The following is a 26,184-nucleotide window of genomic DNA, read 5'->3' as shown; positions in this document are numbered from 1 at the left end:
CCGTCATGACAGTCAACACAGACTCCGCGATGACGCTCGGCTCCTTGGACCTCTCGAACGCGCCCCTGGCACTCGGCGGCAACGTCTTCGGCTGGACGTCGGACCGGGCGGACTCGTTCGCCGTGCTCGACGGCTTCGTCGGCGGGGGAGGCGTGCTCATCGACACCGCCGACTCGTACTCGGCCTGGGTGCCGGGCCACAGCGGCGGCGAGTCCGAGACGATGATCGGGGAATGGCTCGCGGCTCGAGGCCGTCGGGACGATGTCCTGATCGCCACCAAGGTGTCCCAGCATCCCGAGTTCACGGGCCTCGCAGCGGCGAACGTGCGCGCCGCGGCGGAGGCGTCGCTCCGCCGCCTGGGCGTCGACACGATCGACCTCTACTACGCCCACTTCGACCATGGCGACCCGATCGAGGAGACCGCGGAGGCATTCTCCGCCCTCGTCGACGACGGCCTGGTGCGCGAGATCGCCATCTCGAACCTCACCGCCGAGCGCATCGACGCATGGATGGCCGTCGCTGACGCCGAGGGCCTCCACGAGCCTGTGGCGCTGCAGCCGCACTACAACCTCATGGAGCGCACCTTCGAGGGCGACCTCCGCGACGCTGCGACCAGGCACGGGCTGGGAGTGCTCCCGTACTGGGGCCTGGCCAAGGGCTTCCTGACCGGCAAGTACCGCGAGGCCGACGGTGCCGTGGACAGCCCGCGCGCGTCCCAGGCCCTCGCATACCTGGACGACCGTGGCCGCCGAGTGTTGTCCGCACTGGACCGTGTAGCGATCGAGCACGAGGCAGACGTGGCCGCCGTCGCGCTCGCATGGCTCAAGGCGCAGCCGACCGTGGTGGCGCCCATCGCGTCGGCACGCAACGCGGCCCAGCTGGAGACCCTGCTCGCGTCCATGCGGCTCGAGCTCAACCCGAGCGACCTCCAGGCGCTCACGGAGGCATCCGCTCTCTGACCGCGGCTCGTCGACGAAGGGCCTTGCACCCATGGTGCGAGGCCCTTCTGCGTGGGACGATGCGTGCACCATGGGTGACACTCACTTCGCCGCCTGGAACGAGGCGACCGCCGCACGGATCGCGCGAGACATGTTCGGCATCGACGTGGCCTCGGTGCGTCTGCTCGGCTCGAACGAGGACCTCAACGCACGCATCGAGATGGCCGACAGCGTGCCGCTCGTGCTGAAGGTCACCCATCCAGGGATCTCACGCGACGCGCTCGAGGCGCAGGTGGCCGCCGCCGATCACCTGACGGCGGCCGGCCTCGGGCTCGTGGTCCCGCGCACGCACCCGACAGTCCAGGGTGACCCGATCGGCGCCGTCGAGTGGTCGGACGGCACGCGCCTGGTGCGCCTGCTCGACTTCGTCCCTGGCGGCAGCCCCACGGAGGCGGCGAGGCCTCCCGCAGGAGCCGCCGATCGCCTCGGCGCTGCCGCCGGCGCTCTCACCGCCGCGCTCACCGGCTTCACGCATCCCGGCCTGCTGGGCGGCGGCGACTGGGACCTGCGCGAGGCAGGTCGGATCGTCGCCGCGTCGCGCCTTCACCTCGACCCCGACGTCGTGACCCAGGTGGACCTGGCCATGCGCCTGGCAGAGGAGCGCCTCGGCCCGTTGCGGGACACGCTTCGAGTACAGGCGACCCACGGGGACCTCACCGGCGACAACCTGCTGTGCGACGCCTCCGGCGCGATCGTCGGCGTCATCGACTTCGGTGATCTAGGACTCGGGTGGGTCGCGGCAGAGGCCGCGGTGACCGCATCGTCCCTCCTCCAGCACGATGGTGACGCGCTCGCGCTCGCGTTCGACGCGATCGCCGCCTTCGATGCGCGGCTGCCGCTGACCGAGCCCGAGATCGCGGCGCTGTGGCCCGCGATCCTGATGCGCGCAGCGGTGCTCGTCGCCTCCGCGGGTCGGGTGCTCGCGGCCGATCCCAGCAACGAGTACGCGGCCGCGCGCATGCCGCTCGAGAGGCGCATCCTCGCGCGTGCGCTCGAGCTCGAGCTGGACGAGGCCGAAGCGTTGCTCCGGCACGCGCTCGGTCGCGTGCCCGCCCTGCCGTCCGTCCTCGGGCTCATGGTCGACGGGCTCGCCGACGCCCCCTGCCTGGACCTCACGGTGACGTCGCAGGTCCACGACTCAGGCTCCTGGACCGATCCCGACGCGTCCGTCCAGGCCCTGCTGGCGCTCGCGCGCGCCTCCGGCTCCGCCGTGACGGCCTACGGTGAGCGACGCCTCACGGCGTCGGCTGCCGCGGGCGATCCGCCGCGCTCGCTGGCGCTCGGCATCGACCTCGCTGTCCCGGTCGGCACCCGCGTCGTCGCTCCCGCCGCGGGCACCGTCGCCGTCGGCGAGGTGCTTACGCTCGCATTCGACGAGGGCGGCGCCGTCCTGGTGCACGGCACTTCCGCGTCGGTCACGCACGGGGAGCGGGTCGTTGCGGGTCAGGAGCTCGGCGTCGCCGTCCGTCCCGACGACATGGCCGTCCTGCACGTCCAGCTGGCGGCCTGCGCATCCCTCACGCCGCCGCCGCTCGCCCGCCCCGCGCAGGAGCGGGCCTGGCGCGAGCTCTGCCCCGACCCGTCGTCCCTGATCGGGCGGACCTCCGTGGCCGTGCAGGACGCCGACGCCGACAGGCTCGCGCGGCGACGTGACGACGTGGTCGCACGGGTCCAGGAGCACTACTACGCGCAGCCGCCCCGGATCGAGCGCGGCTGGCGGCATCACCTGATCGACGTCGACGGTCGCGCCTACCTGGACATGGTCAACAACGTCGCGATCCTGGGCCACGGAGAACCGCGCCTGGCCCACGCCGTCGACGCGCAGATGCGAAGGCTCAACACCAACTCCCGCTTCCATTACGGCGCCATCGTGGAGCTGTCCGAGCGGTTGGCCTCGCTCGCGCCCGACGGGCTCGACACCGTCATGCTCGTCAACTCCGGCTCCGAGGCGGTGGACCTTGCGCTCCGCATCGTGCGCGCCGTCACCGGGCGGGAGGACGTGCTCGCCCTCACCGAGGCGTATCACGGCTGGACCGTCGGCGCCGACGCCGTCTCCACGTCGCTGGGCGACAACCCTCGCGCTCTCGACACCCGTCCGTCATGGGTGCACCTGCTGGACGCGCCCAACACCTATCGCGGCACGCATCGCGGCGACGACGCGCACCGATACCTTCCGGACGCCCTTGATCGCATCGCAGCCCTGGACGACGCAGGCGTGTCGCTCGCAGGCTTCATCGCCGAGCCGCTGTTCGGCAACGGGGGAGGCATCGCGCTTCCCGACGGCTACCTGGCGGGAGTCTGGGCCGCGATCCGCGCCCGGGGAGGGCTGTGCATCTCCGACGAGGTCCAGGTCAGCTACGGCCGCCTGGGGCACCACTTCTGGGGCTTCGAGCAGCAGGGAGCGGTGCCTGACGTGATCACTGTCGCGAAGGCGATGGGCAACGGGCATCCGCTCGGAGCCGTCATCACCTCCCGCGAGGTCGCCGACGCGTTCGCCGTCGAAGGGTCGTTCTTCTCGTCCGCCGGCGGCAGCCCCGTGAGCTGCGTGGTCGGAACCGCCGTGCTCGACATCCTGGAGTCGGACGGTCTGCAGGACAACGCGCGCGTCGTCGGCGACCGGCTGGCGGACGGGCTGCGCGCGCTCGCAGGTGCCCACCCCGCGCTCGGAGCCGTCCACGGCATGGGCCTGTACCTGGGAGTCGAGGTCGTCGCGGGCGGCCCCGACGCACCCGACCCTGCCGGCGCGCGCGAGATCTGCGACGCGCTGCTCGACCAGGGCGTGATCGTCCAACCCACGGGCGACCACAAGAACGTGCTCAAGATCAAGCCGCCCATGACCATCGACGAGGCCGCCGTTGACCGGTTCCTCGCTGCGCTCGACCGCGTGCTCACCTGGCGTGAGGCGCGCAGGGCGCTCTGAGCGGTCAGTCCGAGGACAAGCCCCAGATCACCGACGTGTTGCGGCCCGACCGCTTCGCCTGAAGCATCGCGACGTCGGCGCGGGCCGCGGCGGACTCGACGGTGTCATCGCGATGTCCGTGCGTGGCACCCACCGACGCGGTGACACGGAACGGCCGCCCGTCCGCGCGGTGTCGCGTCTGGCGGATCGCGCTGCGAATCCGCATCGCAAGGTCCGCGAGCTCCTGCGCATCGAGCGCTCCGGTGAGGATCACGAACTCGTCGCCGCCCAGCCGGACCACGTCGTCATCGGCGCGCACCACATGGCGAAGCGTCTCGGCCACCGTGCGGAGAGCGTCGTCGCCCGCCTTGTGCCCAGCCGAGTCGTTGATGTACTTGAACTCGTCCAGGTCCATCATGAGCAGCGAGAAGTCGCCCCGGTCGTCCATGGCGGCGCGCCTCTCTGCGAGACGGTGCTCGAGGAACCGGCGGTTGCCCAGGCCTGTGAGCGGATCGGTCATGGCGAGCCGCTCAGCGACCTGCAGGCGCTCCTCCGCAGCGGCGGTCTGCGAGTCGTCGGTGAAGGTCTCCACCGCACCCGTGATGGCGCCGTCCGCGTCCCGCAGGGCGCTCGCGGTCACGCGCACGGGAACCATGTGGCCCGCCGCGTGATGCAGGAGCACGCGTTCGGTGCGTGTGCGACCGTCGACCATGGTGGCGAGCAGCGGGCACCCCGAACCGCAGATCGACCTGCCCTCCGCATTGACGTGGTTGAGCAGCCCATCACCGCACAGGTGCCCGAGAGTCTGCTCGCGGGTGTAGCCGGAGATCCGCTCGGCCGAAGCGTTCCAGAACGTGATGCGCCTGTCGTGGTCGACCGCGTAGACGCCGTTCGCCATCGCATCGAGAAGATGCGAGTGGTCGACTCCGGCGGGGTCGTCGGTCATGCGGGGGCTCCCGGGACTCATGCAAGGAGTCCGCGGCCGCGACCTCCAGAGTCAGAGGATCGACGGTGATTCGGGTCCGGTGATGGGACGTTGGGCCCGACAGGCCGTGAGTGGAGCGGGTGACGGGAATCGAACCCGCACCATCAGTTTGGAAGACTGAGGCTCTACCATTGAGCTACACCCGCAATGCCTGATCGTGACCTGCCTGTGGCCTGCCATGACGTCGGCGCGTACTAGAGTAGCCGAGCCTGGCGGGTGCTGGGTACCGCGCGACGCGCGGACGGGGTGTAGCGCAGCTTGGTAGCGCATCTGCTTTGGGAGCAGAGGGTCGCAGGTTCGAATCCTGTCACCCCGACGGTAAAAGTCCTGGAAACTCACGAGTTCCCAGGACTTTTCTCTTGGTGGAAACTTGACCATGTCATCGAAGTGTCATCTTTGTAACGATCAGGGTGTTTCGCCCCGGGATTCGTGCAGACCGTGGCGTGACGGGCGCCGATGATGCACTGTCGTGGTCGCCTGCATCGCCTGCATCGCCTGCATCGCCGCGAGCGGCATCTCGGTCGATTGCGCGTCGAAGCGGAGGTGCCGGCGGTTCAGGGGTCGAGGTGCCCACGCTCTTGATCGACGGAAACAGGTACAGGTATGCTTTATCTGTTCACTTTTTCGTCGGCGTGGCTGGGAGGGCGCGGGCATGGCTTCATCTGCAGATCCCACGATGCTCCACTACGAGTCGCTCGCGGATCATGGCCTGACCAGGCACCGACTCCGAGCCTTGCTAGGCGCGGGGGAGTACGAGCGCATCGCGCCCGGCCTGTTCCTGCGCGCCGGCGAGGCTGACGACACGACGGCGGCGTGGATGGCGATCGCCGTCAAGCGTCCGCAAGCGACGCTGTGCCTGCTCTCGGCGCTCGCCTTGCATGAGCTGACCGACGAGATCCCTACGCGCTCCCACATCGCTATCCCGCGCGGGATGCAGCCGATCGAGGCGCCGACGGCTCCGATCGCATGGCACCGATTCGACGCAGCGACATTCGACATCGGGCGCGGCAAGCATGAGCTTCCCGGCGGGCTGTCGATCGGGCTGTACTCGCCGGAGCGGACGATCATCGACCTGTTCCGACTGCGGCACGACTGGGGGGGCGACCTCGCTATCGACGCACTCAAGCGATGGCTGCGCACGCGAGGAAACGGCCCTGCCTCGCTGCTGAAGATGGCCGCATCGTTCCCCAAGGCACAGCCTGCAATTCGAAACGCATTGGAGATCCTGCTGTGAGCCCGAACCCTCAGCGCGGCACGCCCGACGGGGACGCAGTCCTCGCTATCCGCAGCCTGGCGCGGGCAACGGCTGGCGACGTCCAAGAGCTCCAGACGCTGTACGTGCTTGAGGCGTTCCTCGCCCGTATCGCTGCGAGCGAGCATCGCGACGACTTCGTGCTCAAGGGTGGAGTCCTGCTCGCGGCATTCGCCCTCAGACGGCCGACGAAGGACATCGACCTGCAGGCCACGGGTCTCGCGAACGAGGCGTACGACGTCGCCGAGCGGGTCCGCGCGATCGCATCGATCGACATTGCGGACGGTGTTGTCTTCGACGCCGCGAGCGTGACAGCGACCGCGATCCGCGACGAGGACGAGTACGCAGGAGTCCGAGTCCGCCTCGTCGGACATCTCGGCCGTTCGCGAGTGACCATCGGTATCGACGTCAACTTCGGCGATCCGATCTGGCCCGCGCCCACGGTCGTGGAGGTTCCCCGGCTGCTCCAGCTCGGGCAGACCGACATCAGGCTGCTCGGCTATCCGCTGACGATGGTGCTTGCCGAGAAGATCATCACCATGCTCGACCGCGGCGAGGCGAACACCCGCTGGCGGGATTTCGCCGACGTCTACACGCTCACGCGCTCCAGAGACGTGGACGCGAGCGAGCTTCGCGCATCGTTCGAAACTGTCGCTCGCCACCGCGGCGTCGAACTGGGGCCGATCCGGCCCGCGCTCGCCGAAATGCCACCACTCGCGCAAGCCAAGTGGGCCGCCTGGCGAAAGCGCACCGGAAGGCTCGATGACCTCCCTGAAGCATTCGACCACGTGCTCGACGCCGTCTCCGAGTTCGCCGACCCAGTCCTCGGATCCCAGCGCGTGCGTGACTGGGATCCCGTGGCGCGGCGCTGGGGCTGAGTTCAACCCGCGGCGTCTACTCGAACGATCTACTCGAACGTTCTGTTGAGACTAGTTCGAGTTCTTGGTTGCCAGGACGAGGCTGGTGTCGACCGGCCTCACCGGGGCCGGCTGAGCTTCGCGAACCTGCGGGCCTTGCTCTCCTCGGAACCAAGCCGGTGCTTCCACGCGTTGCGTCGGGTCCGTGCACGACCTCCGACGACGTGGTCCTCGCCCTCGAAGAGAGCCTCGACGCCGAGCCGTGCGACGAGCGCGGGGTCGGTCTTGCGGGAGTTGTCGCCGAAGGCGGTGTTCTGCATGCCCGCTCGGTCGTGGAACTCGGTCGCGGTCGCGCCGGGCAGGAGGGCGGTGACGTTGACGCCGTGTTCGCGCATCTCTTCGCGCAGGCCTTGCGCGAAGGAGTACATGAATGCGCGGGTGGGTCCGTAGATGGACTCGTACGGTGTCGGCGTCAGCGCGGATAGGGACGAGGTGATGAGGATGTTGCCGGAGTGGTTGTCGGCCATGTGGCGGGCGGCGTGCTTGGCTAGTTGTAGTGCCCAGGCAGGTTGTTCAACCTCGTGATGGGTGGGACCTTGCCGATGGCTGAGTGTTGCCGGTGGTGGTTGTAGAAGTGCAGTGAATCGGCCTGAGTTTCGTTCCGCTCAGTTTCCTTGTCCGACAGACGCCGTTTGGGCGGCTGCGAGGTCAGCGTAGTACTCGGCTTCGACCTCCTCGGGAGTGCGCATGCCGAGCTCGCCGTGGAGTCGCTGGTGGTTCCACCACCACACGTACTCGAGGGTCGCGAGCTCGACCTGCTCGACTGTCCGCCACGGTCCTCGCTGGCGGATCAGCTCGGTCTTGTAGAGAGTTGCCCACCGCCTCGGCGAGGGCATTGTCATACGAATCGCCGACGGTTCCCGTCGACGGCTTCGCGCCGAGTTCGACGACGCGGTCTGTGTAGACCATCGACTGATAGTTCGACCCGTGATCGGCGTGATGGATCAGTCCGTCGAGGTCGCCGCCGGCGTCCCAGGCCGCCATGTCGAGAGCCTGCAGCGGCAGGATCTCGGCCTTGAGCGTCGAAGCGACGTTCCAGCCCACGATCCTGCGGGAGAACACGTCGGTGAGTGATGAGCGACGTAAGCGAAGCCAGACCACGTCGCGTGCGTCACGTGATGTCGCACACCCACAGCCGGCGAGGGGCGTCTGCCTGGAAGTGGCGTTTCACGAGATCCTTCGGCAGCGCCGCCTTTGGATCGCTCTTCGTCGTGAAGACCCGCTTGGACTTCTTCACCCCGCGCACGCCCGCGAGTCTCATGAGTCGCTCGGTCTGATCACGTCCGATGTCCCAGCCCTGCCGGCGCATCAGCGCATGCATCTTCCGCCGTCCGTAGACGCCGTAGTTCTCCGCATGCAGCCGCGCGACCTCAGGAACGAGCAGGTCATCACGCAGCGCACGAGCCGAGGGTGTTCTGGTCTTCGCAGCGCGATAGCCGCGCGACGTGAGGAATCCCTGGACTGCCGGCCGTAAGACTCGGCAGATGGGCTCGACCCCGAAACGATCCAAGGGACACATCGATGAAGCGAATCATCTCGGTCAGGGCCGGTCGAGCTCCTTGGCGAAAAACACGCTCGCAGCCTTCAATATCTCGTTGGCCTTGCGAAGCTCGGCGTTCTCGCGCTTCAGGCGCTTGATCTCCGCCGTAGCCTCGCTGACGTTCGCGACCTTGCCGCCCGCGTTGGCCTCCATCTGCCGCTGCCACAGGCGAAGGGTCTCCGGGCTCATCCCGAGCATCCCCGCCACGTGCCGCGTCGCGGAGGTCAGGTTCGGGTGATCCGGCAGCGCCTCGGCGAGCATCCGCAGGGCGCGCTCACGCATCTCCGGCGTGTATCGAGTCATGGGTTCCATCCTTGTCGATCAGACGGAACGAAACCCAGGCCGATTCAGACTGACGACTGGCGGGCTTGCCGGCGTGATCGTCACCTGCGGTCGCGGCCGCCATGGACCGCAATCAACCGGTGACACTCGGAGTGGGCGAACCGCCGGGTTCCGTGACAATACGAGTGAGTCCGCGACTTCCCGAGACGGCCGTCAAGGTCGGGGAGTGGATCGGATCCTCCTGAGCGGCAGGTCCACGTCCTGTCATCCCGACTCGTGAGCTGCGTCGCGTCGATGCTCGGCGATGATGGTCCCGTCGAGGTGGCCGCAATGAAGTCAGAAACCGGCAGACTGTCGCCATGGGCATGCTATTCCCCGAGATCGACGTCGTCGCCTTGAACTGCGGACGCGTGAGGGTGAGGCCCAAGAACATCCGCGGCACGGGCACCCCCATGCTGTGGTGGACGCTCACAGCGCGCACGTGGTCCCAGTGGCTGCCGGTGCATGCCTTCCTCGTGTCCCACCCCCAGGGCACGCTCCTGTTCGACACCGGCCAGTCGCCCGCATCGCTCGCCCCGGGCTACTACCCGCGCGGGCTCGTCGGCTGGGTCTTCCGCCGGCAGGCGGAGTTCCAGGTGGAGGCCGAGCATGGTCTGACCGCACAGCTCACGGCGGCAGGCTCGTCGATCGCCGAGGTGGACCTCGTGGCCGTCTCGCATCTGCATCAGGACCATGCGGGCAACGTCGCGCTGTTCGGCGAGAGTCCGGTGCTGCTCTCACGAGCGGAGCACGACCTCCTCTCGGAGAAGGATCCGTCGCTGCACGGCGTGCTGGTCGACCACGTCGGTGCCGCGAACTACCGGCCCGTGGACTTCCCGCCGCCCGCCGACCCCGATCTCGCGATGTTCGAGGGCGCGCACGACGTGTTCGGCGATGGGGCGCTCGTGCTCGTCCCCACGCCCGGTCACACGTCGGGCTCCATGAGCCTGCTGGTGAGAAGGGCCGGCGCGGCACCCCTGCTGCTTGTCGGGGACCTCACCTATGACCCGGCACTGCTGGAGGACGGCATCGTCCCCGATGTCGGAGACCGACGAGCGCAGCGGGAGGCGTCGCGTCGCGTGAGGGAGTTGATCGAGGCGCTGCCGGGACTGGTCGTGCTGGCCGCTCACGATCCCGAGGCCGAGGCCCGGCTCACCTCGGCCTGAGGTGGCAGGGCGCAGCTAGTCCGCGGCGGGCGGGTGCGGAACGGGCCCGTGGTGGACCGCTTCCAGGAGCGTGCGCTCGGCGTCCGCGGGGTCTGCGCCCAGCTGCACCGCTCGGGCCGCGGCGCTGAGCATCCCGCCCACCAGCTGCGCGGCGATGCCTGGCTCGCGCGCGCCGCACTCCCTGATCGCGGTCAGGAGCGGCTCCATCTGCTCGCGGTGAAGTTCGTCGATGCGGGCAAGGGTGTGCCCGGGCAGCGTCGTGAGATCGACGCCGTCGAAGATCGAGTGGGAGTGGCCGGTCGCGAGTGCGAGGCTCGTCCTGAGATAGGCGTCGAGCCTTCCAGTGGGCGAGTCGGCCTCGTAGAGCGCGTCCCGCAGGACTGCGTTCGCCTGCGCGAACGCGTCCTCGACGATCGCGGCCATGAGCTCCGCGGCTGACGGGAAGTACTGGTAGACGCTCGAGCGGGCGATGCCCGCGGCAGCGCCGACGGCCTTCGGCGTGACGGCGTCAGGTCCGTCGTCGGCGAGCAGTGTCCGTCCGGCCTCGAGCAGGGCGGAACGTCGGAGCGCGTGGTGCTCGGCGACTGTGGGTGCATCGATCCGTGGCATTCGCTCCTCCTTCCGCCTTTGCTTACCGACATACGTGTCGATAAGATGCCGACATGACTGTCGACAACGATATCGCGGAGTCCCCGAACCCCGCCCCGCAGCGCCGTTGGTGGGCGCTCGCCGCCGTCGCCCTGGGCGTCTCGCTGATCATCATGGACGCCACGGTCGTCAACGTGGCCCTGCCTGTGGTCATCCAGGACATCGGACTCACCGCCACGCAGGCCGAGTGGATGAACGCCGTCTACTCGCTCATGCTCGCCGCGCTCCTGCTCACCACGGGCCGCGCGGGAGACCTGTGGGGCCGTCGTCGTCTCCTCCTCGTCGGCATGGGCGTCTTCATCCTCGCCAGCGTCGTCGCCGGCTCGGTCGACAGCGGCGGTGCGCTCATCGCGGCCCGCCTGGTGCAGGGCGTCGGCGCAGCGATGATCCTCCCCGCGACGCTGTCCACCGTCAACGCGATCTTCAGCGGTCGTGAGCGGGCCATCGCGTTCGCGGTGTGGGGCTCGACCATCGGCGGCATGGCCGCCGTCGGCCCCCTGGTGGGTGGATGGCTCACCACGGACGTGACCTGGCGCTGGGCGTTCTGGCTCAACGTGCCCGTCGGGCTGCTCGTGCTGGCGCTCGTCGTGTGGGCCGTGCCTGAGACGCGCGAGCTCGGAGAGCACCGCACGCTCGACCTGCGCGGCGCGGCGCTGTCCACGCTCGGCATGGGCGCCATCGTCTTCGCGCTCATCGAGGGTGGCCAGTATGGCTGGTGGGTCCAGGACTCGGGCGCGATCTCGCCCGTGCCGATCGCGATGACAGCGGGCATCCTGCTCATGGTGCTGTTCGTCGTCGACCAGCTCCGACGTCAGCGTGCAGGCAAGCCGGTGCTCGTCGACTTGACGCTGCTCCGCATCCGCTCGTTTCGCTACGGCTCGCTCGCGGCACTCGTCGTCGCGCTCGGCGAGTTCGGCCTGCTCTTCACGCTTCCGCTGCTGTTGCAGAACGCGCTCGGCTACTCCGCGCTCGGCACCGGCTGGCTTGTGCTGTTCCTCGCGATCGGCACCTTCCTCATCTCCGGCGCGACCCCGCAGTTCACAGCGCGGCTCGGTGCCCGTGCCGTCGTGCGCCTCGGCCTGGCGTGCGAGGCCATCGCCGTCGGAGGGTTGGCGATCACGCTCTGCATGTCGATCGGCGGGCCCGCCATCGCCGCCTGGCTGTTCCTGTACGGCGCGGGCGTGGGCATGGCGACCGCGCAGCTGACCAACGTCATCCTGGTCGACGTGCCGGTCGCCGAGTCCGGCCAGGCCTCGGGGCTTCAGAGCACCTTCCGACAGCTCGGATCCGCGCTGGGAGTCGCGATCCTCGGCACGTTGCTGGTCGTGAGCCTCGGCAACTCCACAGATGACCACCTCGCATCCGCCGGAGTGCCGGCCGACAGTCGGCCGGCGGTCGTCGAGTCCGTCCGTCACTCTGCGGGTGCCGTCATCCCGTCCCTCCAGGCCGACCCGAGCACCCAGGTCGCAGGCGACGCCGCCGCGGACGCCATGATCACGGCCTCCCGCATCACCACCGGCGTGGCGGCAGTGATCATCCTCCTGGGCCTCGCCGCAACGCTGGCACTCCCGGCGTCGGTCGGCCGCAAGGAGGACGACGAGGAGCCGTCGCAGTCGAGGTGACGGAGATCTGTACCCGCCCTGACGGGTTCCCGCACGTTCACCGTGCAGGCGTGGGCAGCTCGGTCACCTGAGAACGTCCCGGAGCGACCGAGGCGGCATCACGGGACCGTGTGTCCTGCGGCCCTGAACATCTCGTACCACTCCGCGCGGGAGAGGTGGACGTCGGCCCCCTTGGCCGCCGCCTCGACCCGCGCGGGGGTGGTGGTGCCCAGCACCACCTGCATCTTCGCCGGGTGACGCGTGAGCCACGCGACGGCGATCGCCTCGACCGGCACCTCGTACTTCCACGCGAGACGGTCGATGATCGTGTTGAGCTCGGGGTAGTGCTCGCTCCCCAGGAAGGGGCCGTCGAAGAAGCGCGCCTGGAACGGCGACCACGCCTGAATGGTGATGTCGTTCAGGCGGCAGTAGTCGATCATGCCGTTGTCGCGGTCGATCGACTGGTCCAGGTCGCCCATGTTCGCCGCGATGCCGCTGGCGATCGCCGGCGCGTGGGTCACCGACAGCTGGATCTGGTTGGCGACGATCGGCTGGCGGACGGATCGCTTGAGCAGCGCGATCTGGCCGGGCGTGTGGTTGGAGACGCCGAAGTGCCTGATCTTGCCGCTCGCGTGGAGCTCGTCGAAGGCGCGCGCCACCTCGTCGGGCTCCACGAGCGCGTCGGGCCTGTGCAGCAGCAGGATGTCGAGGTAGTCGGTGCCGAGCGCCTCGAGCGAGCCGTTGACCGAGTCGACGATGTGCTCGTAGGAGAAGTCGAAGTACGGCCCGGGCTGACGGATCCCGCACTTCGTCTGGATGGTCAGGGCCTCACGCTCCGTCGAGGTCAGTCGCATCGCCTCCGAGAAACGTCGCTCGCAGCCGTGCGGCGGCGTGCCGTAGATGTCCGCGTGGTCCAGGAAGTCGATGCCCGCGTCCATCGCGGTCTTGATCAACGTGCGGATCTCGTCGTCCGACTTCTCCATGATGCGCATCAGTCCCAGCACGACTGCGGGGACGGTGAGCTCGGTGCCGGGCATGGTGAAGGTCTTCATCGTCGAACCTCTCGTGTCGTCAAGGGTGCCTCCACCACACTAGGCCCAACCCTGCGCGAGAACCGTGGTGTGGGGCCCGGCCTACCAGGAGCCTCGGAGCCTGCGCCGCGGAGCGTCAGGCCGCCAGTGCGTCGGCGAGCGCTCTCAGGCGAGTGTTCATGAGAGCGCCGAGCGGTTCACCCTCGGACTCCGTCTGGAGCCAGTCGCGCACGGCGGTGGCGAACGCCTGACCGACGGCGCTCGTGACCATCTCCGCGGTCGCGAGGTCCACGCCACGCTCGACGAGCGCTGCGGTGATCGTCGCGACCAGGGTGGCGCGCTTGGCCAGGTCCCGCTCGATGAGGTCCGCGTGGGAGGCGACTACCGCCTCGCGACGACGGACTGCCTCCTTGTTGGCGTCGTGGTGCTCTCGCAGGGGTGCGACGCCGGCGAGTGCCAGGTCGAGCGGTGACGCATCGTGCGGTGCTGCGAGCACCGACGCCCGGATATCGGCGTTGAGCGCTGAGTTGCCGCCGAACAGCACGTCACGCTTGGCGGGGTAGTGGCGGAAGAACGTGCGCTCGGTGAGCCCCGCCCGCTCGGCGATGTCCGCGACGGTGGTCGCGTCGTAGCCGCGCTCGGCGAAAAGCTCGAGCGCGGCGAGGGCCAGCCTGCCTGGCGCGCCCGCTACCCATCTGCCCATGGAGACATCGTAGGGGATGGCAGTTTCTGACATCAGGTGTTACCGTGAGCGATGACAGTTACTGACATCAAGGAGCGATCCATGCACATCCTCGTCACAGGCGCCACCGGCTGGATCGGCAGCCACCTCGTGCCCCTGCTCTCAGCCGACGGCCATCAGGTGACCGGCCTCGCCCGATCCGACGCGTCGGCGGCGGCGCTCACCGGCGCCGGCCACGGCGTCATCCGAGGCGGGCTCGCCGACGTCGACGTGATCGCCGACGCCGCAGCCGCCGCCGATGCCGTAGTCCACCTTGCGTACGTCCACGACTTCTCCGACCCCGCCGCGCAGATCACCTTGGATCGCGGCGCGATCGGAGCCATCGGCGAGACCCTCGCAGGCACGGGCAAGCCGTTCGTCTTCGCCTCCGGCACGCCCGTCGGCCCCGGGCGCCCGTCGAAGGAGACGGACCTCGGGCTCGATGGGGCCCTAGCGGCCCGCGCCGAGAGCGCGCAGATCGCGCTCGCGTTCGCCGACCGCGGCGTCCGCACCTCGGCCGTCCGGCTCCCTCGCTCGGTTCACGGCACGGGCGACCACGGGTTCATCGCGCAGCTCGTCGCGATCGCCCGCAGCGCAGGCGTCGCCGGATACGTAGGAGACGGTGCGCACCGCTGGAACGGCGTGCACGTCGACGACGCCGCGCGGCTGTTCAGGGACGCCCTCTACTCGGCGCCTGGCGGCACCGTCCTGCACGCGATCGGCGACGAGGGTGTGCGCGTCAAGGCGATCGCCGAGTCGATCGGACGCGGGCTCGGACTGCCCACCGCGTCCGTCGAACCTGCGGCGCTCGGGTTCCTCGGAATGCTGCAGACCATGGACCATGCCTCGACCTCGACGGTCGCGCAGGATCTGCTCGGGTGGCAGCCTCAGGGCGCCACGCTGCTCGACGACATCGACGCCGGTCACTACTTCGACTGAGCCCCGGTGCAACGAGGAAGGGTCCCGTCGGCGCGATGCCGACGGGACCCTTCGTTGACGCTCGGGCCTAGCTGATCGCCTCCGTGGCCGCGCGCTCGATCGCGAGGCCCGCGCGATAGTGCGCGAGCCAGGCGTCGTACCCGGCCACGTCGTCGGCGTCGGGGGAGACGGTGTCGAGTGCAGCGTCGGCGAACACGTCGTGGTTCAGGTATTCTCCCAGGCCCGTCGTGGCGCCCTTGCGCAGGTACTCGGCGAGCACGGCGATGCCCCAGGCGCCGCCCTCGCTCGCGGTGTCACCTACGGAGACAGGCGCCGCGATCGCCGCGGCCAGCAGGCGCTGGGCCACGCCGGCGGTGCGGAACATGCCGCCGTGCGCGAACATCGAGTCCAGCCGCACGCCCTCGTCGTGCAGCACCTTCATGCCGATGCTGAGCGTGCCGAACGCGCCGTACAGCTGGGTGCGCATGAAGTTTGCGAGCGTCAGCCGCGAGCCGGGGGTGCGGACGAAGAGCGGGCGGCCCTCGGCCATCCCCGTGATCGGTTCGCCGGACAGGTAGTTGTAGGCCAGCAGGCCGCCGCCGTCGGCCTCACCCTCGAGCGCTGCCTTGAACAGGGTCTCGAACACCGCGTCGGCGCCGCCCTGCACGCCCATCGCCTCCGCGAACTCGGTGAACACCGACGCCCACGTGCCCAGCTCGCTGGCCCCGTTGTTGCAGTGCACCATCGCGACCAGGTCGCCGCCAGGAGTGGTGACGATGTCGAGCTCCTCGTGCACCGAGTCGAGCGGCTGCTCGAGCACCACCATCGCGAAGATCGAGGTGCCGGCGGAGATGTTGCCGGTGCGCGGGGCGACCGCGTTCGTGGCGACCATGCCGGTCCCCGCGTCGCCCTCCGGCGGGCAGACGGGTGCGCCGGCCTCGAGGTCGCCAGTCGGGTCGAGCAGCAGCGCGCCCTCCGCGGTCAGGGTGCCTGCATCCTCGCCCGCGACCAGCACCTGCGGAAGGAGCATGGTCACGTCCAGCTGGGGGCGGCGCTCGGCCACCATGCCCTTGAAGCCTGCGAGCATCGTCGCGTCGTAGTCGTGCGTGGCGGGGTCGATGGGGAACACGCCGGAGGCGTCGCCCACGCCGAGCACCTTGCGACCCGTGAGCCGCCAGTGGACGTACCCGGCGAGCGTCGTGATGAAGTCGAGCTCGGCGACATGCGGCTCGTCGTCCAGGACCGCCTGGTAGACGTGCGACGCGGACCATCGCAGGGGGAAGTTGAAGCCCAGCTCCTCGGTGAGCGCCGCCGCGGCGGCCTCGGTGTTGGTGTTCCGCCAGGTGCGGAAGGGCACGAGCATCGTCCCGTCGGCGTCGAACGCCAGGTAGCCGTGCATCATCGCGGAGAGGCCGAGCGAGCCGACCGAGGTCAGCGCCACTCCGTGCGCCTTCACGACCTCCGCCTTGAGATCCGCGATGCTCGCCTGAAGGCCCTCCCAGATCGCCTCCTCCGAGTACGTCCACAGGCGGTCCACGAACTGGTTCTCCCAGGCGTGGCTGCCGGTCGCGAGAACCTCGTGGTCCGGGCCGATCAGGCAGGCCTTGATGCGGGTCGAGCCCAGCTCGATGCCCAGTGAGGTCTGCCCGGTGGTGATCGCGGTGGTCGCGTCGAGTGCGTGCTTCGGCATCGGTCGCCAACTCCTTTGTCCAGCGTCCGCGACTTTGCGGACGCGACGATGTGAACGTTCGACATCACTGTACGGCCTTCGGCTCCGCGATGGAGCACCGGAGGTCCCGGGACCCCCGCGGCGACGTTCCCGTCAGGCGAGCAAGCCGAGGGTGAGAAGCACGACCGAGAGCAGCGGAAGGGCTCCCTGGATGGCAGCGGATCGAGCCAGACGCGGAGACTTGGCGACCAGCACGACCGCTGCGGCGGCCATCGAGCCGGTGCCCGCGAGCACCAAGGCGGCACCTGCGTCCGACGCGCCTGCCCCCATCAGGACGATTCCGACACCGGTGACGATCGCCAGGAACAGGTTGTAGAAGCCCTGGTTGAACGCCATCAGGCGGGTGTGCTCCGCCTCCTCCTCGGTGGCGACGCCGAAGGTCGCGCGCGTGCGCGGCGCCATCCATGTGAGCGACTCGAGCCGGAAGATGTAGACGTGGACGAGCGCCGCGAGGGCGGCGAGCACGAGCGCGGTGGGGATCATGGGCTCACCGTATCCCCACCGCGCCGCGCGCGTCCGTCAGGCCGCGTCGCCCACGCTGATCGCCTCCGCCTCGACGTCCGCGGGCTCCGCGCCCATGCCGTCGACCTTCGCGAGGAGCGGCCTGCCGGCCAGGATGATCACCGAGGCGGCGAGCACGGCGACTGCGGCCACCGCGTACGGCAGCCAGTCGCCCGCGATCCCTGCGAGCCAGGCGGCGAGCGGGGGAGCGGCCGCGCCGCCCAGGAAGCGGACCGATGAGTACGACGACGACGCCACGGAACGCGGGAGCTCGGTGACCTCCATCACGGACTCCGTCAGCACGGTGTTCAGCACGCCGAGCAGGAGGCCGCCGACCACGATCACGACGACGAGCGCCGCAGGCGTCCCCACCACCAGCGACCCGACCGCCAGGTCGATCGCCAGGAGCGCGAGCGTCGCTGAGAGGACCAGCGTGCGCGGCAGCCGCGACGTGAGCTGCGGGGCGACGAGCACCGACGTGATCGCGAGCGCCACGCCCCAGCCGAAGAACGTCAGGCCAAGCCCGATCTCGTCGAAGCCGAGCGGGAACGGCGAGTAGGCGAGCAGCGTGAAGAAGCCGATGTTGTACAGCAGCGCGGCGAACGCGAGCAGACGCAGGCCCGGGTGCCCGAGCGCGCGGAACGGCGCGGAGAACGGCACCTTCACCCGCGGCGCCGAGTCGCCGCGCAGCAGCACGGCGAGCGCGACGAACGCGATCGCCATGAGTGCCGCGGTGCCGAAGAACGGGGCCCGCCACGACACGGATCCGAGAGCGCCGCCCAGCAGCGGGCCGATCGCGATGCCAAGGCCGAGCGCGGCCTCGTAGAGGATGATCGCGTTCGCGGCGCCTCCGGAGGCGGCGCCGACGATCGTGGCGAGCGCCGTGGAGATGAACAGGGCGTTGCCCAGGCCCCAGCCGGCGCGCAGGCCGATGATGGTTCCCACGGTGTCGGACGACCCGGCGAGCGTCGCGAAGATGACGACCAGGGCGAGGCCGACGAGCAGGGTCGCCCGAGGACCGATGCGGCCGGAGACCCAGCTGGTGAACAGCATCGCGATGCCGGTGACGAGCAGGTAGCTGGTGAACAGCAGCTCCGCCTGCGTGGGGGTGGCGTTCAGGTCCGCGCTGATGGCGGGGAGGATCGGGTCCACGAGGCCGATGCCCATGAAGGCGACGACGCTGGCGAACGCGACGGCCCAGACGGCCGTCGGCTGGTGGACGAGGCTGCGGAAGTCCGATGGACTGCTCAACGGGGGCTCCTGTCGATCGAGGCGAGCAGCGCGGCGGTGCGGGCGATGGCCGCCCAGTCGTCGTCGTCGAGCTCGCCGAGCATGGGGGACAGCGCGTCGGACAGGTCCCGACGCCAGTGGTCGACCGAGGTGCGGCCGGCGGGAGTGATGGAGACGCGGGTGGCGCGGCCGTCGTCCGGGTCTGCGCACCGTTCCACGAGGCCCTCCTCCGCGAGCGCGGTCACCACCTGGGTGGCGCCAGGCTGGGTGAGGCGCAGCTCGGCTGCGATCTCGCCGACCCGGTGGTCGCCGTCGCGGGCGAGCAGGGCGAGCACCGAGCGGTGCGACGACGGCGTGGCGCTCCCTGTTGCCGCGGCGGCGATGCGGGTCACGCGGTGCGACTGCGCGAGCAGCTGCTCGAGGGCGGTGCGTCGTTCCGTTTCCATCATCTATATATATAAACAGATGATGTAAAAGTTGCCAAGCCGGTCGATGGCGCCAGCCGGCGTGCGCACACCTGCCAGGATGGGCGCATGGCCCTCACCTCCCTGCGCCGCGCCGTGCTCGCCGTGGCGCTCATCAACCTGGCGTACGCGGTGATCGAGTTCGCCGTCGCGCGCGTCATCGGCTCCGTTTCGCTCACCGCGGACTCCATCGACTTCCTCGAGGACGCGATCCTCAACCTGCTGATCTTCTTCGCCGCCGCATGGTCCGTGCAGCGCCGCGCACGCATCGGCCATGTGCTCGCGCTCGTGATCCTCGTGCCCGCCATCGCCACCCTCGTCACCGCGGTCATCAAGATCCTCGACCCCACGCGACCCGAGACGATCCCGCTGACCGTCACCGCCGTCGGCGCGCTGGTCGCCAACCTCGCCGCGGCGTCGATCCTGGTGCGGCACCGGCACCTCGGCGGCTCGCTCGCCCGTGCGGCCTGGCTCTCCGCGCGCAACGACGCGCTCGCGAACATCGCCGTGATCGGCACGGCCATGATCGCCCTCGTGTGGGTGTCGGGCTGGCCTGACATCATCGTCGGCCTGGGCATCGGCGCCGTCAACGCCGACGCCGGGCTGAAGGTCTGGCGCGCCGCCTCCAAGGAGCGCCTCGAGGCACGCGCTGCCGAAGCCTGAGCCCTCGCCCCGGCGCGGCCCCGGGGCCCGGCTCCCGCGTCGGCCCCTCCCGCGCAGCGGTCAGCCCGACGCGAAATGCACCCGTCCGATTGGGGTACGGCGGACATCCCTTATAGGATTGGCGGGTTGCCCGCGCGCGGGCCCTACCCGGCACCCGGGCCATATCCCACCCATTCAGGAGTTTTTCTGTGACCAGCGCCCTCGAGAAGATCGACGACACGACCGTCAAGCTGACGGTCACCCTGACCGAGGAGGACCTCAAGCCCTCGCTCGACCACGCCTACCAGCACGTCGGCGAGCAGGTGACCATCCCCGGCTTCCGCAAGGGCAAGGTCCCCCCGCGCATCCTCGAGCAGCGCGTCGGCAAGGGCGCGATCATCGAGCACGCCGTCAACGACGGCCTGCCCGGCTGGTACTCCGCCGCGGTCGAGGAGCAGGGCATCCGTCCCTTCGGCCAGCCCGAGGTCGAGGTCACCAAGATCCCCGGCGCCGTCGAGGGCGACGAGGGTCTCGAGTTCATCGCCACCGTCGAGATCCGCCCCGAGGTCAACCTGCCCGCCGCGGACACCCTGACCGTCACCGTCGAGCCCATCGAGGTCTCCGATGAGGACGTCCAGGCGCGCCTCGACAACCTGCGCGAGCGCTTCGGCTCCCTCAAGACCGTCGACCGTCCCGCTGCCGACCGCGACTTCGTCACGATCGACCTGTCCGCCGTGGTCGACGGCAACGACGTCGACTCCGTCCAGGGCACGTCGTACCAGATCGGCGAGGGCAACATGCTCGAGGGCCTCGACGAGGCCATCACCGGCCTGTCGGCCGGCGAGGAGACCACCTACGAGGGTCCGCTCGCCGCAGGCGACTTCGCCGGGCAGACCGCGACCATCACCGTCAAGGTCACCGCCGTCAAGGAGCGCGAGCTCCCCGAGGCCGACGACGACTTCGCGCAGCTCGCCTCCGAGTTCGACACCATCGACGAGCTCAAGGCCGACCTGGTCGAGCAGACCAAGCGCATCAAGACCAACAACCAGGCCATGGAGGCCCGCGAGAAGCTGCTCCAGGTGCTCACCGAGGCCGTCGGCGAGTTCTCCGTGCCGCAGAAGGTCATCGAGGCCGAGGTCCACCAGCACCTCGAGAACGAGAACCGCCTCGAGGACGACGAGCACCGTGCCGAGGTCACGACCGAGGCCCACACCGCGCTGCGCACCCAGATCCTCCTCGACACCCTCGCGGACGATCTGGACATCCAGGTCGAGCAGCAGGAACTGCTCGACTACCTGCTCAACGCGTCCCGCCAGTACGGCATGGACCCCGGCACCTTCATCCAGCAGATCGAGCAGGCCGGCCAGATCCCCGCGATCGTCGCCGAGGTCGCCCGTTCCAAGGCCACCGCGTTCGCGCTGCGCCGTGCCACCGTCGTCGACACCGCCGGCGCCGCCGTCGACCTGTCGGCGGTCATCGGCTCGCTCGAGGACGAGAGCGCCGAGCCGGAGATTGACGCCGACGCCGCCGCGGCCATGGTGGCCGAGGCCGCCGGCGAGGCAGACGCGAAGTAACCTCGCTCACGCTCGACGGCCCCCGCCCTCCTTGAGGAGGACGGGGGCCGTCGCCGTTCAGGGGACCCGGTCAGGCGCTCCACGAGTACGAGCTGTCCGGCGTGCACCAGCTCGCAGGGTTGTCGCCACCGCATTGCGTGCCGATCCACCCGATGAAGACGAGGAACGCGATGGTGGCCAGGATGCCGAGGACCGCCACCACGTAGCCGATGATCAGGCCGGTGAGCCCCAGGCCGCGGTTGTTCGCCTCGCCGCGCTTCACCGCGCTGAGGCTCAGGTGCCCGAACACGATGCCGGCGATCGCGGTGATGCCTGTGAACAGCCCCACTAGAGACAGCACCAGCGACGTGATCCCCATCCAGTTCTTCTCCGTGCCCGGCTGGGGACCATACGGCGCCGGCGCATACGGCTGGGCGTACGGCTGCTGCGGGTACGGGGGCTGCGCGTGCTGCGGCTGGGCGTACTGCGGAGTCGGTGGCTGCGCGTACACCGGCTGCCCCTGCTGGGGCTGCGCGTGTTGCGGGGCGGGCGGCTGCGCATACGGCGGCTGCGCCTGCGGGGTGGGCGCGGCCTGCGGATCCGGCGCGGCCTGCGGCGGGTTCGCCTGATCCGGCCTCTGCTCGTACGGGTCCTGCGGCGTGGTGCTCATGGCTTCCTCCTCTGGGCGCGATGTCCCTCCCTGATCGACGCTACCCATGCCCCCCGCCTCTCGCATCGTCCCTGCGCCTGATCGGCGGCGCCCACGTGTCCGGGAAGCCCCCGAACGTGCACGGCCACCCGTTCACCCCGTAGCGAAACGGTGCCGTTTTCGGCATGCGGCGAGGTCCGTCGCCGTTAGGTTTGACGCAAGACGCGAGAAGGAAGGATCGGCGTGAACGAGATCACGGCACGCTCCGAAGGCATGGGGATGGCGCTCAACGACTCCATCTTCAACCGCCTGCTACGAGAGCGGATCATCTGGCTGGGCGACGAGGTGCGCGATGACAACGCGAACGCCATCTGCGCGCAGATGATGCTCCTCGCAGCGGAGGACCCTGACAAGGACATCTACCTGTACATCAACAGCCCCGGCGGCTCCATCACTGCGGGCATGGCGATCTACGACACCATGCAGTACATCAAGCCCGACGTCGCCACCGTCGCGATGGGCATGGCGGCGTCGATGGGGCAGTTCCTGCTGTCGTCCGGCGCTCCCGGCAAGCGGTACGCCACGCCCCATGCGCGAGTCATGATGCACCAGCCGTCGGGCGGCATCTACGGCACCGCGACCGACATCCGCATCAACGCCGAGCTCATCATGCACATGAAGAAGACCCTCGCGGGTCTCACCGCCGAGCAGACCGGCAAGACGCTCGAGCAGATCAACAAGGACGCCGATCGCGACCGCTGGTTCACCGCCGACGAGGCGCTCGAGTACGGCTTCGTCGACAAGGTCATCAAGCACGCCGCCGAGGCGGGCGACAAGTCGCAGGGAGGCAAGGCGTGAGCAGCTCCGAGTACCAGGCCATCCAGGCCGCCGCGCGCACCGCGGGCACCCTTGGCGGCGTAGCCGGCTTCGGCGGCGCCGCACCCCAGGGGCCGGCATCGCGCTACATCCTGCCCCAGTTCGAGGAGCGCACGGCCTACGGATTCAAGCGCCAGGACCCGTACGCCAAGCTGTTCGAGGACCGCATCGTGTTCCTCGGCGTGCAGATCGACGACGCCTCTGCGGACGACGTGATGGCGCAGCTGCTCGTGCTGGAGTCGCAGGACCCCGACCGGGACATCAAGATCTACATCAACTCGCCCGGTGGCTCGCAGACCGCGCTCACCGCGATCTACGACACGATGCAGTACGTGAAGCCGCATATCCAGACAGTGTGCCTGGGACAGGCGGCCTCCGCCGCGGCGGTGCTGCTCGCGGCGGGCCAGCCCGGGCAGCGTCTTGCGCTCCCGAACGCGCGCGTGATGATCCACCAGCCGCGCATCGAGGGCGGCTCGCGCGCCCAGGCGTCGGACATCGAGATCTACGCCGAGGAGATCCTGCGCATGCGCGAGTGGCTGGAGAACACGCTCGCCCTGCACTCCGGCCAGACGCCGGAGAAGGTGCGCGAGGACATCGAGCGAGACACGTTCCTCTCCGCCGCCGAGGCGAAGGAGTACGGACTCGTCGACGAGGTCCTCGAGTCGAGGAAGTCACAGGCGCTCGCCGCGAAGGCGTAGGAGCCGATAGGTCGGACAGGGGAGGGGGATCCCGGGGCGTGCCCTGGGGTCCCCCTTCGCCGTCCTCGATCGGACGCTGCCCCCAACAGGCGGCGCGTCGAGGGTCCGCGTGTCGGACCGGCTGGGTAGCCTAGAGGACGATGGCACGGTTGGAAGGAGACCGTATGTCCCGCCCCACGGACACCGGCGACCTGCTCAAGTGCACCTTCTGCGGCAAGACGCAGAAGCAGGTGCGAAAGCTGATCGCTGGACCCTCCGTTTACATCTGCGATGAGTGCATCGGGCTGTGCAACGAGATCCTCGAGGAGGAGTTCGCTGAGCAGGTCGAGGCGGAGCTCACCGAGCTCCCGCGTCCCCGCGAGATCTACGACTTCCTCGAGCAGTACATCGTGGGGCAGTCGCAGGCCAAGAGGGCGCTCTCCGTCGCGGTGTACAACCACTACAAGCGTGTGCGCGCCCAGGAGACCAAGCCGAAGAACGACGATGGTGTCGACATCGCCAAGTCGAACGTGCTGTTCATCGGGCCCACCGGTACCGGCAAGACGTATCTGGCGCAGACGCTCGCGCGCATGCTCAACGTCCCGTTCGCCATCGCCGACGCGACGGCCCTCACCGAGGCCGGCTACGTCGGCGAGGACGTCGAGAACATCCTCCTCAAGCTTCTGCAGGCCGCAGACTACGACGTCGAGAAGGCGCAGCGAGGCATCATCTACATCGACGAGATCGACAAGGTCGCACGCAAGGCGGAGAATCCTTCGATCACGCGCGATGTGTCGGGCGAAGGCGTGCAGCAGGCGCTGCTGAAGATCCTCGAGGGCTCGGTCGCCTCAGTGCCGCCGCAGGGTGGCCGCAAGCATCCGCACCAGGAGTTCATCCAGATCGACACGACGAACGTGCTGTTCATCCTGGGCGGTGCCTTCGCGGGCCTCGAGGAGATCATCTCGTCCCGCGTGGGCCGCAAGGGGATCGGATTCGGGGCGCAGCTGAAGGAGGCGGACAACTCTGACCTCTTCGCGAACGTCACTCCGGCGGACCTGCACAAGTTCGGGTTGATCCCCGAGTTCATCGGCCGCATGCCGGTGGTCGCCACGGTCTCGCCGCTCGACGTCGACGCCATGGTGAAGATCCTGAGCGAGCCTAAGAACGCGCTGGTCAAGCAGTATCAGCGGATGTTCGAGCTTGACGGCGTCCAGCTGGAGTTCGACGAGGACGCCGTGCACGCGATCGCGGAGCAGGCACTCGAGCGCGGCACCGGCGCGCGAGGCCTCCGGGCGATCATGGAGGAGGTCCTCCAGGAGACCATGTTCGAGGTCCCGGGACGCGACGACATCGAGCGGGTGGTGGTGACCCGCGAGGTCGTGCTCGACCGCGTGGCTCCGGCGTTCCTGTCCCGTCCGGCAGACGAGCACGAGGGCGCCGCGTGATCCTCCCCGCGTCAGCACTCTGAGCCGAGTCACGCACCGCTCCCGCCCGTCGGCGGCCGCGCACCACTCCCGTTCGGGTGAGTGAGTGTCGGTTCTGAGATGTCGCTGCATCTGACGGGTTGCTGAGTGTCAACGGTGCGTCCGTTTCATCGTTCGCGGGCCCGAAGGACCTCGGCCAGAGTCTGCCGGCACCACGCTGGGCGTTGGACGATGTCCGCGAAGGTGAACCGCACCGTCTGGATCCCGATCGACGCCAGCGCTGCGTCCCTTCGGACGTCGCGTTGGCGTGCCTCACTCCCGTCATGGAACTGAGCGCCGTCCAGCTCGATACCGGTCCTGGTGACGGGGTCGTACAGATCCAGCCGGAACGTCTGGTCTCCGCAACGAACGCGATGCTGCGGAAGCAGACCAGCGAACTCCGCCGTGTTGAACACGGAGCGCAAGCCGACCTCTTCGCGGAAGCTCTCGGCTCCAGCCTGCGCCGCAGCGATGCGCGTGCTCAGCTCGCGTCGCGCCGCAACCCGCGGCGCTCTGCGGATCGCATCCGCCAACGCGTCCGGTGACACGAGTCCGCTCCGGACCGCGCGGTACAACGGCTCCGCTCGGGTGTGCGGTGAGAGCCTTCCGTAGCCGGTCACGATCGCGTCTGCGGGCTCCAGCACAGCCAGACCGGCGATGTGTGCCGTCGCCGGCGGCCGCACGCGTCGCCTGACGACCAGCCAGTCCGGCGGGTTCAAGTGAATCGGGTGCGGCAGCAGCACCTCGATGTGGCTGGGCGGTGACTCCACGAGTCCCCAGAGGAACATCGCGGACGTGCCCGATACGGCCGCGGCACTCCCTGCCCACAGCAGTGCCGCGTGTGCCCGTGCCAGAAAGGAGTCGGAGTGCTCTGCGCCGACGTACGCGTCGGGAAGCAGTCGAACGACCCTGCCCGACGAGATGGCGGTCCGCACCTTGCGTGGGCTCGAGAGCCGGATGAGCTCGCCCCTGCTGAACGCGCGCGGCTTCGCTGAGACCACCTGCGCAAGGGGCGGATCAGGTGGTCCTGCAGGGAGCGAGGGCACGTGGGTCATGCCATAGAGGTACCTGCGCAACGGTCGCGTCGACGCCGCCGCTTGCGGCAGATGGGGACAGCGGTCGCGTGATGAGACCCTGTGAACGCCGACGCGCCTCGATGCGCTGCGACACTCACTCACCCGTCAGACGCAGCGACCTCTCAGATCCGACACTCACTCACCCGAACCTGAGGTGGCGAGGTTGAGCGACGCCCCCGGAGCTTGGGCGGGCCGCAGGAGGGGCCAGACGCGGGAGCCAGACGCAGGGACCTCTCAGATCCGACACTCACGCACCCGAACCTGAGGCGGCGAGGTTGCCAGACGCCGGAGGGGCGGTGCCGCAAGGCACCGCCCCTCCGGCGTCGG

At 69.3% G+C, this 26,184-nt stretch carries 23 protein-coding genes, 2 tRNA genes and 1 pseudogene; 13 read left to right on the top strand and 13 right to left on the bottom strand.

The window, feature by feature from the left end; genetic code table 11:
• Positions 1 to 5 precede the first annotated feature (5 nt).
• Positions 6 to 959, top strand: coding sequence for an aldo/keto reductase (locus tag RN607_RS09580; protein ID WP_313542257.1), 954 nt, complete (start codon positions 6 to 8; stop codon positions 957 to 959).
• A 70-nt stretch (positions 960 to 1,029) separates the two neighbouring features.
• Positions 1,030 to 3,918 (top strand): aminotransferase, encoded by a 2,889-nt coding sequence (locus tag RN607_RS09575; protein ID WP_313542254.1) that lies wholly within the window; start codon positions 1,030 to 1,032, stop codon positions 3,916 to 3,918.
• Between the two features lie 4 nt (positions 3,919 to 3,922).
• Here RN607_RS09575 and RN607_RS09570 read toward each other — a convergent pair whose 3' ends face one another.
• Both RN607_RS09570 and RN607_RS09565 read right to left on the bottom strand, forming a co-directional pair.
• Positions 3,923 to 4,843: a sensor domain-containing diguanylate cyclase gene (locus RN607_RS09570; protein ID WP_313542252.1), complete on the bottom strand. Its 921-nt coding sequence runs from the start codon at positions 4,841 to 4,843 to the stop codon at positions 3,923 to 3,925.
• Between the two features lie 111 nt (positions 4,844 to 4,954).
• Positions 4,955 to 5,028 (bottom strand) — tRNA-Gly (locus RN607_RS09565).
• Between the two features lie 96 nt (positions 5,029 to 5,124).
• Here RN607_RS09565 and RN607_RS09560 point away from each other — a divergent pair.
• From RN607_RS09560 to RN607_RS09550, 3 genes are all read left to right on the top strand, one after another.
• Positions 5,125 to 5,198: transfer RNA gene (locus RN607_RS09560), tRNA-Pro, on the top strand.
• A gap of 336 nt (positions 5,199 to 5,534) precedes the next feature.
• A complete protein-coding gene (locus RN607_RS09555) occupies positions 5,535 to 6,116 on the top strand; it encodes a type IV toxin-antitoxin system AbiEi family antitoxin domain-containing protein (protein WP_313542249.1) in 582 nt (193 codons plus the stop codon).
• Positions 6,011 to 7,012, top strand: a complete 1,002-nt coding sequence (locus RN607_RS09550; protein ID WP_313542246.1) for a nucleotidyl transferase AbiEii/AbiGii toxin family protein — start codon at positions 6,011 to 6,013, stop codon at positions 7,010 to 7,012. Before RN607_RS09555 ends, RN607_RS09550 begins: the two co-directional genes overlap by 106 nt.
• Before the next feature lie 98 nt (positions 7,013 to 7,110).
• On the opposite strand, the gene RN607_RS09545 is transcribed toward RN607_RS09550, so the two are convergent.
• Together RN607_RS09545 and RN607_RS14680 are read right to left on the bottom strand one after the other, a co-directional pair.
• Complete coding sequence (locus tag RN607_RS09545; protein ID WP_313542243.1) at positions 7,111 to 7,518, bottom strand: SDR family NAD(P)-dependent oxidoreductase; 408 nt, start codon at positions 7,516 to 7,518, stop codon at positions 7,111 to 7,113.
• A 138-nt stretch (positions 7,519 to 7,656) separates the two neighbouring features.
• Positions 7,657 to 8,903 (bottom strand): annotated as a pseudogene (locus tag RN607_RS14680) (IS3 family transposase).
• Between the two features lie 329 nt (positions 8,904 to 9,232).
• On the opposite strand from RN607_RS14680, the gene RN607_RS09525 reads away from it, so the two are divergent.
• Complete coding sequence (locus RN607_RS09525) at positions 9,233 to 10,078, top strand: N-acyl homoserine lactonase family protein (RefSeq protein ID WP_313542234.1); 846 nt, start codon at positions 9,233 to 9,235, stop codon at positions 10,076 to 10,078.
• Between the two features lie 15 nt (positions 10,079 to 10,093).
• On the opposite strand, the gene RN607_RS09520 is transcribed toward RN607_RS09525, so the two are convergent.
• Positions 10,094 to 10,687 (bottom strand): TetR/AcrR family transcriptional regulator, encoded by a 594-nt coding sequence (locus tag RN607_RS09520; RefSeq protein WP_313542232.1) that lies wholly within the window; start codon positions 10,685 to 10,687, stop codon positions 10,094 to 10,096.
• A 53-nt stretch (positions 10,688 to 10,740) separates the two neighbouring features.
• On the opposite strand from RN607_RS09520, the gene RN607_RS09515 reads away from it, so the two are divergent.
• Complete coding sequence (locus tag RN607_RS09515; protein WP_313542229.1) at positions 10,741 to 12,348, top strand: MFS transporter; 1,608 nt, start codon at positions 10,741 to 10,743, stop codon at positions 12,346 to 12,348.
• A gap of 98 nt (positions 12,349 to 12,446) precedes the next feature.
• Here RN607_RS09515 and RN607_RS09510 read toward each other — a convergent pair whose 3' ends face one another.
• Positions 12,447 to 13,379 (bottom strand): aldo/keto reductase, encoded by a 933-nt coding sequence (locus RN607_RS09510; RefSeq protein ID WP_313542226.1) that lies wholly within the window; start codon positions 13,377 to 13,379, stop codon positions 12,447 to 12,449.
• A 115-nt stretch (positions 13,380 to 13,494) separates the two neighbouring features.
• A complete protein-coding gene (locus tag RN607_RS09505) occupies positions 13,495 to 14,061 on the bottom strand; it encodes a TetR/AcrR family transcriptional regulator (RefSeq protein ID WP_313542223.1) in 567 nt (188 codons plus the stop codon).
• A gap of 81 nt (positions 14,062 to 14,142) precedes the next feature.
• On the opposite strand from RN607_RS09505, the gene RN607_RS09500 reads away from it, so the two are divergent.
• Complete coding sequence (locus RN607_RS09500) at positions 14,143 to 15,018, top strand: SDR family oxidoreductase (RefSeq protein WP_313542220.1); 876 nt, start codon at positions 14,143 to 14,145, stop codon at positions 15,016 to 15,018.
• A 67-nt stretch (positions 15,019 to 15,085) separates the two neighbouring features.
• Here RN607_RS09500 and RN607_RS09495 read toward each other — a convergent pair whose 3' ends face one another.
• The 4 genes from RN607_RS09495 to RN607_RS09480 form a co-directional block, all read right to left on the bottom strand.
• Positions 15,086 to 16,687 carry a xylulokinase gene (locus RN607_RS09495; protein WP_313542217.1) on the bottom strand — a complete coding sequence of 534 codons (1,602 nt, stop codon included), beginning with the start codon at positions 16,685 to 16,687 and terminating at the stop codon, positions 15,086 to 15,088.
• 132 nt (positions 16,688 to 16,819) lie between these two features.
• Positions 16,820 to 17,209: a DUF1304 domain-containing protein gene (locus RN607_RS09490; protein ID WP_313496572.1), complete on the bottom strand. Its 390-nt coding sequence runs from the start codon at positions 17,207 to 17,209 to the stop codon at positions 16,820 to 16,822.
• A 36-nt stretch (positions 17,210 to 17,245) separates the two neighbouring features.
• The gene (locus RN607_RS09485; protein WP_313542214.1) at positions 17,246 to 18,478 is read right to left on the bottom strand and encodes an MFS transporter; all 1,233 of its coding nucleotides are present in this window, start codon (positions 18,476 to 18,478) and stop codon (positions 17,246 to 17,248) included.
• Complete coding sequence (locus RN607_RS09480) at positions 18,475 to 18,903, bottom strand: MarR family winged helix-turn-helix transcriptional regulator (RefSeq protein WP_313542211.1); 429 nt, start codon at positions 18,901 to 18,903, stop codon at positions 18,475 to 18,477. The genes RN607_RS09485 and RN607_RS09480 overlap by 4 nt, the downstream gene beginning before the upstream one ends.
• An 87-nt stretch (positions 18,904 to 18,990) precedes the next feature.
• Between RN607_RS09480 and RN607_RS09475 the strand changes: the two genes are divergently transcribed.
• Together RN607_RS09475 and tig are read left to right on the top strand one after the other, a co-directional pair.
• Positions 18,991 to 19,584 (top strand): cation efflux transmembrane domain-containing protein, encoded by a 594-nt coding sequence (locus RN607_RS09475; RefSeq protein ID WP_313496566.1) that lies wholly within the window; start codon positions 18,991 to 18,993, stop codon positions 19,582 to 19,584.
• Between the two features lie 188 nt (positions 19,585 to 19,772).
• Complete coding sequence (gene tig, locus RN607_RS09470; protein WP_313542208.1) at positions 19,773 to 21,137, top strand: trigger factor; 1,365 nt, start codon at positions 19,773 to 19,775, stop codon at positions 21,135 to 21,137.
• 70 nt (positions 21,138 to 21,207) lie between these two features.
• Here the strand turns inward: tig and RN607_RS09465 are convergent, their stop codons facing one another.
• The gene (locus tag RN607_RS09465; RefSeq protein WP_313542205.1) at positions 21,208 to 21,786 is read right to left on the bottom strand and encodes a DUF4190 domain-containing protein; all 579 of its coding nucleotides are present in this window, start codon (positions 21,784 to 21,786) and stop codon (positions 21,208 to 21,210) included.
• Positions 21,787 to 22,038: 252 nt separating this feature from the next.
• Here RN607_RS09465 and RN607_RS09460 point away from each other — a divergent pair, with 252 nt between their 5' ends.
• From RN607_RS09460 to clpX, 3 genes are all read left to right on the top strand, one after another.
• A complete protein-coding gene (locus tag RN607_RS09460; RefSeq protein ID WP_313501711.1) occupies positions 22,039 to 22,623 on the top strand; it encodes an ATP-dependent Clp protease proteolytic subunit in 585 nt (194 codons plus the stop codon).
• Positions 22,620 to 23,339 carry an ATP-dependent Clp protease proteolytic subunit gene (locus tag RN607_RS09455; RefSeq protein ID WP_376784150.1) on the top strand — a complete coding sequence of 240 codons (720 nt, stop codon included), beginning with the start codon at positions 22,620 to 22,622 and terminating at the stop codon, positions 23,337 to 23,339. Before RN607_RS09460 ends, RN607_RS09455 begins: the two co-directional genes overlap by 4 nt.
• Before the next feature lie 164 nt (positions 23,340 to 23,503).
• Positions 23,504 to 24,763 (top strand): ATP-dependent Clp protease ATP-binding subunit ClpX, encoded by a 1,260-nt coding sequence (gene clpX / locus RN607_RS09450; RefSeq protein ID WP_313542202.1) that lies wholly within the window; start codon positions 23,504 to 23,506, stop codon positions 24,761 to 24,763.
• A gap of 146 nt (positions 24,764 to 24,909) precedes the next feature.
• Here clpX and RN607_RS09445 read toward each other — a convergent pair whose 3' ends face one another.
• The gene (locus RN607_RS09445) at positions 24,910 to 25,836 is read right to left on the bottom strand and encodes an endonuclease domain-containing protein (protein WP_313542199.1); all 927 of its coding nucleotides are present in this window, start codon (positions 25,834 to 25,836) and stop codon (positions 24,910 to 24,912) included.
• Positions 25,837 to 26,184: the final 348 nt, after the last annotated feature.

The organism is Demequina capsici, assembly GCF_032102965.1.
GTDB lineage: Bacteria > Actinomycetota > Actinomycetes > Actinomycetales > Demequinaceae > Demequina > Demequina capsici.
The sequence above is the reverse complement of the archived record's forward strand: the minus strand, read 5'-3'. Positions and strand labels throughout refer to the sequence as shown.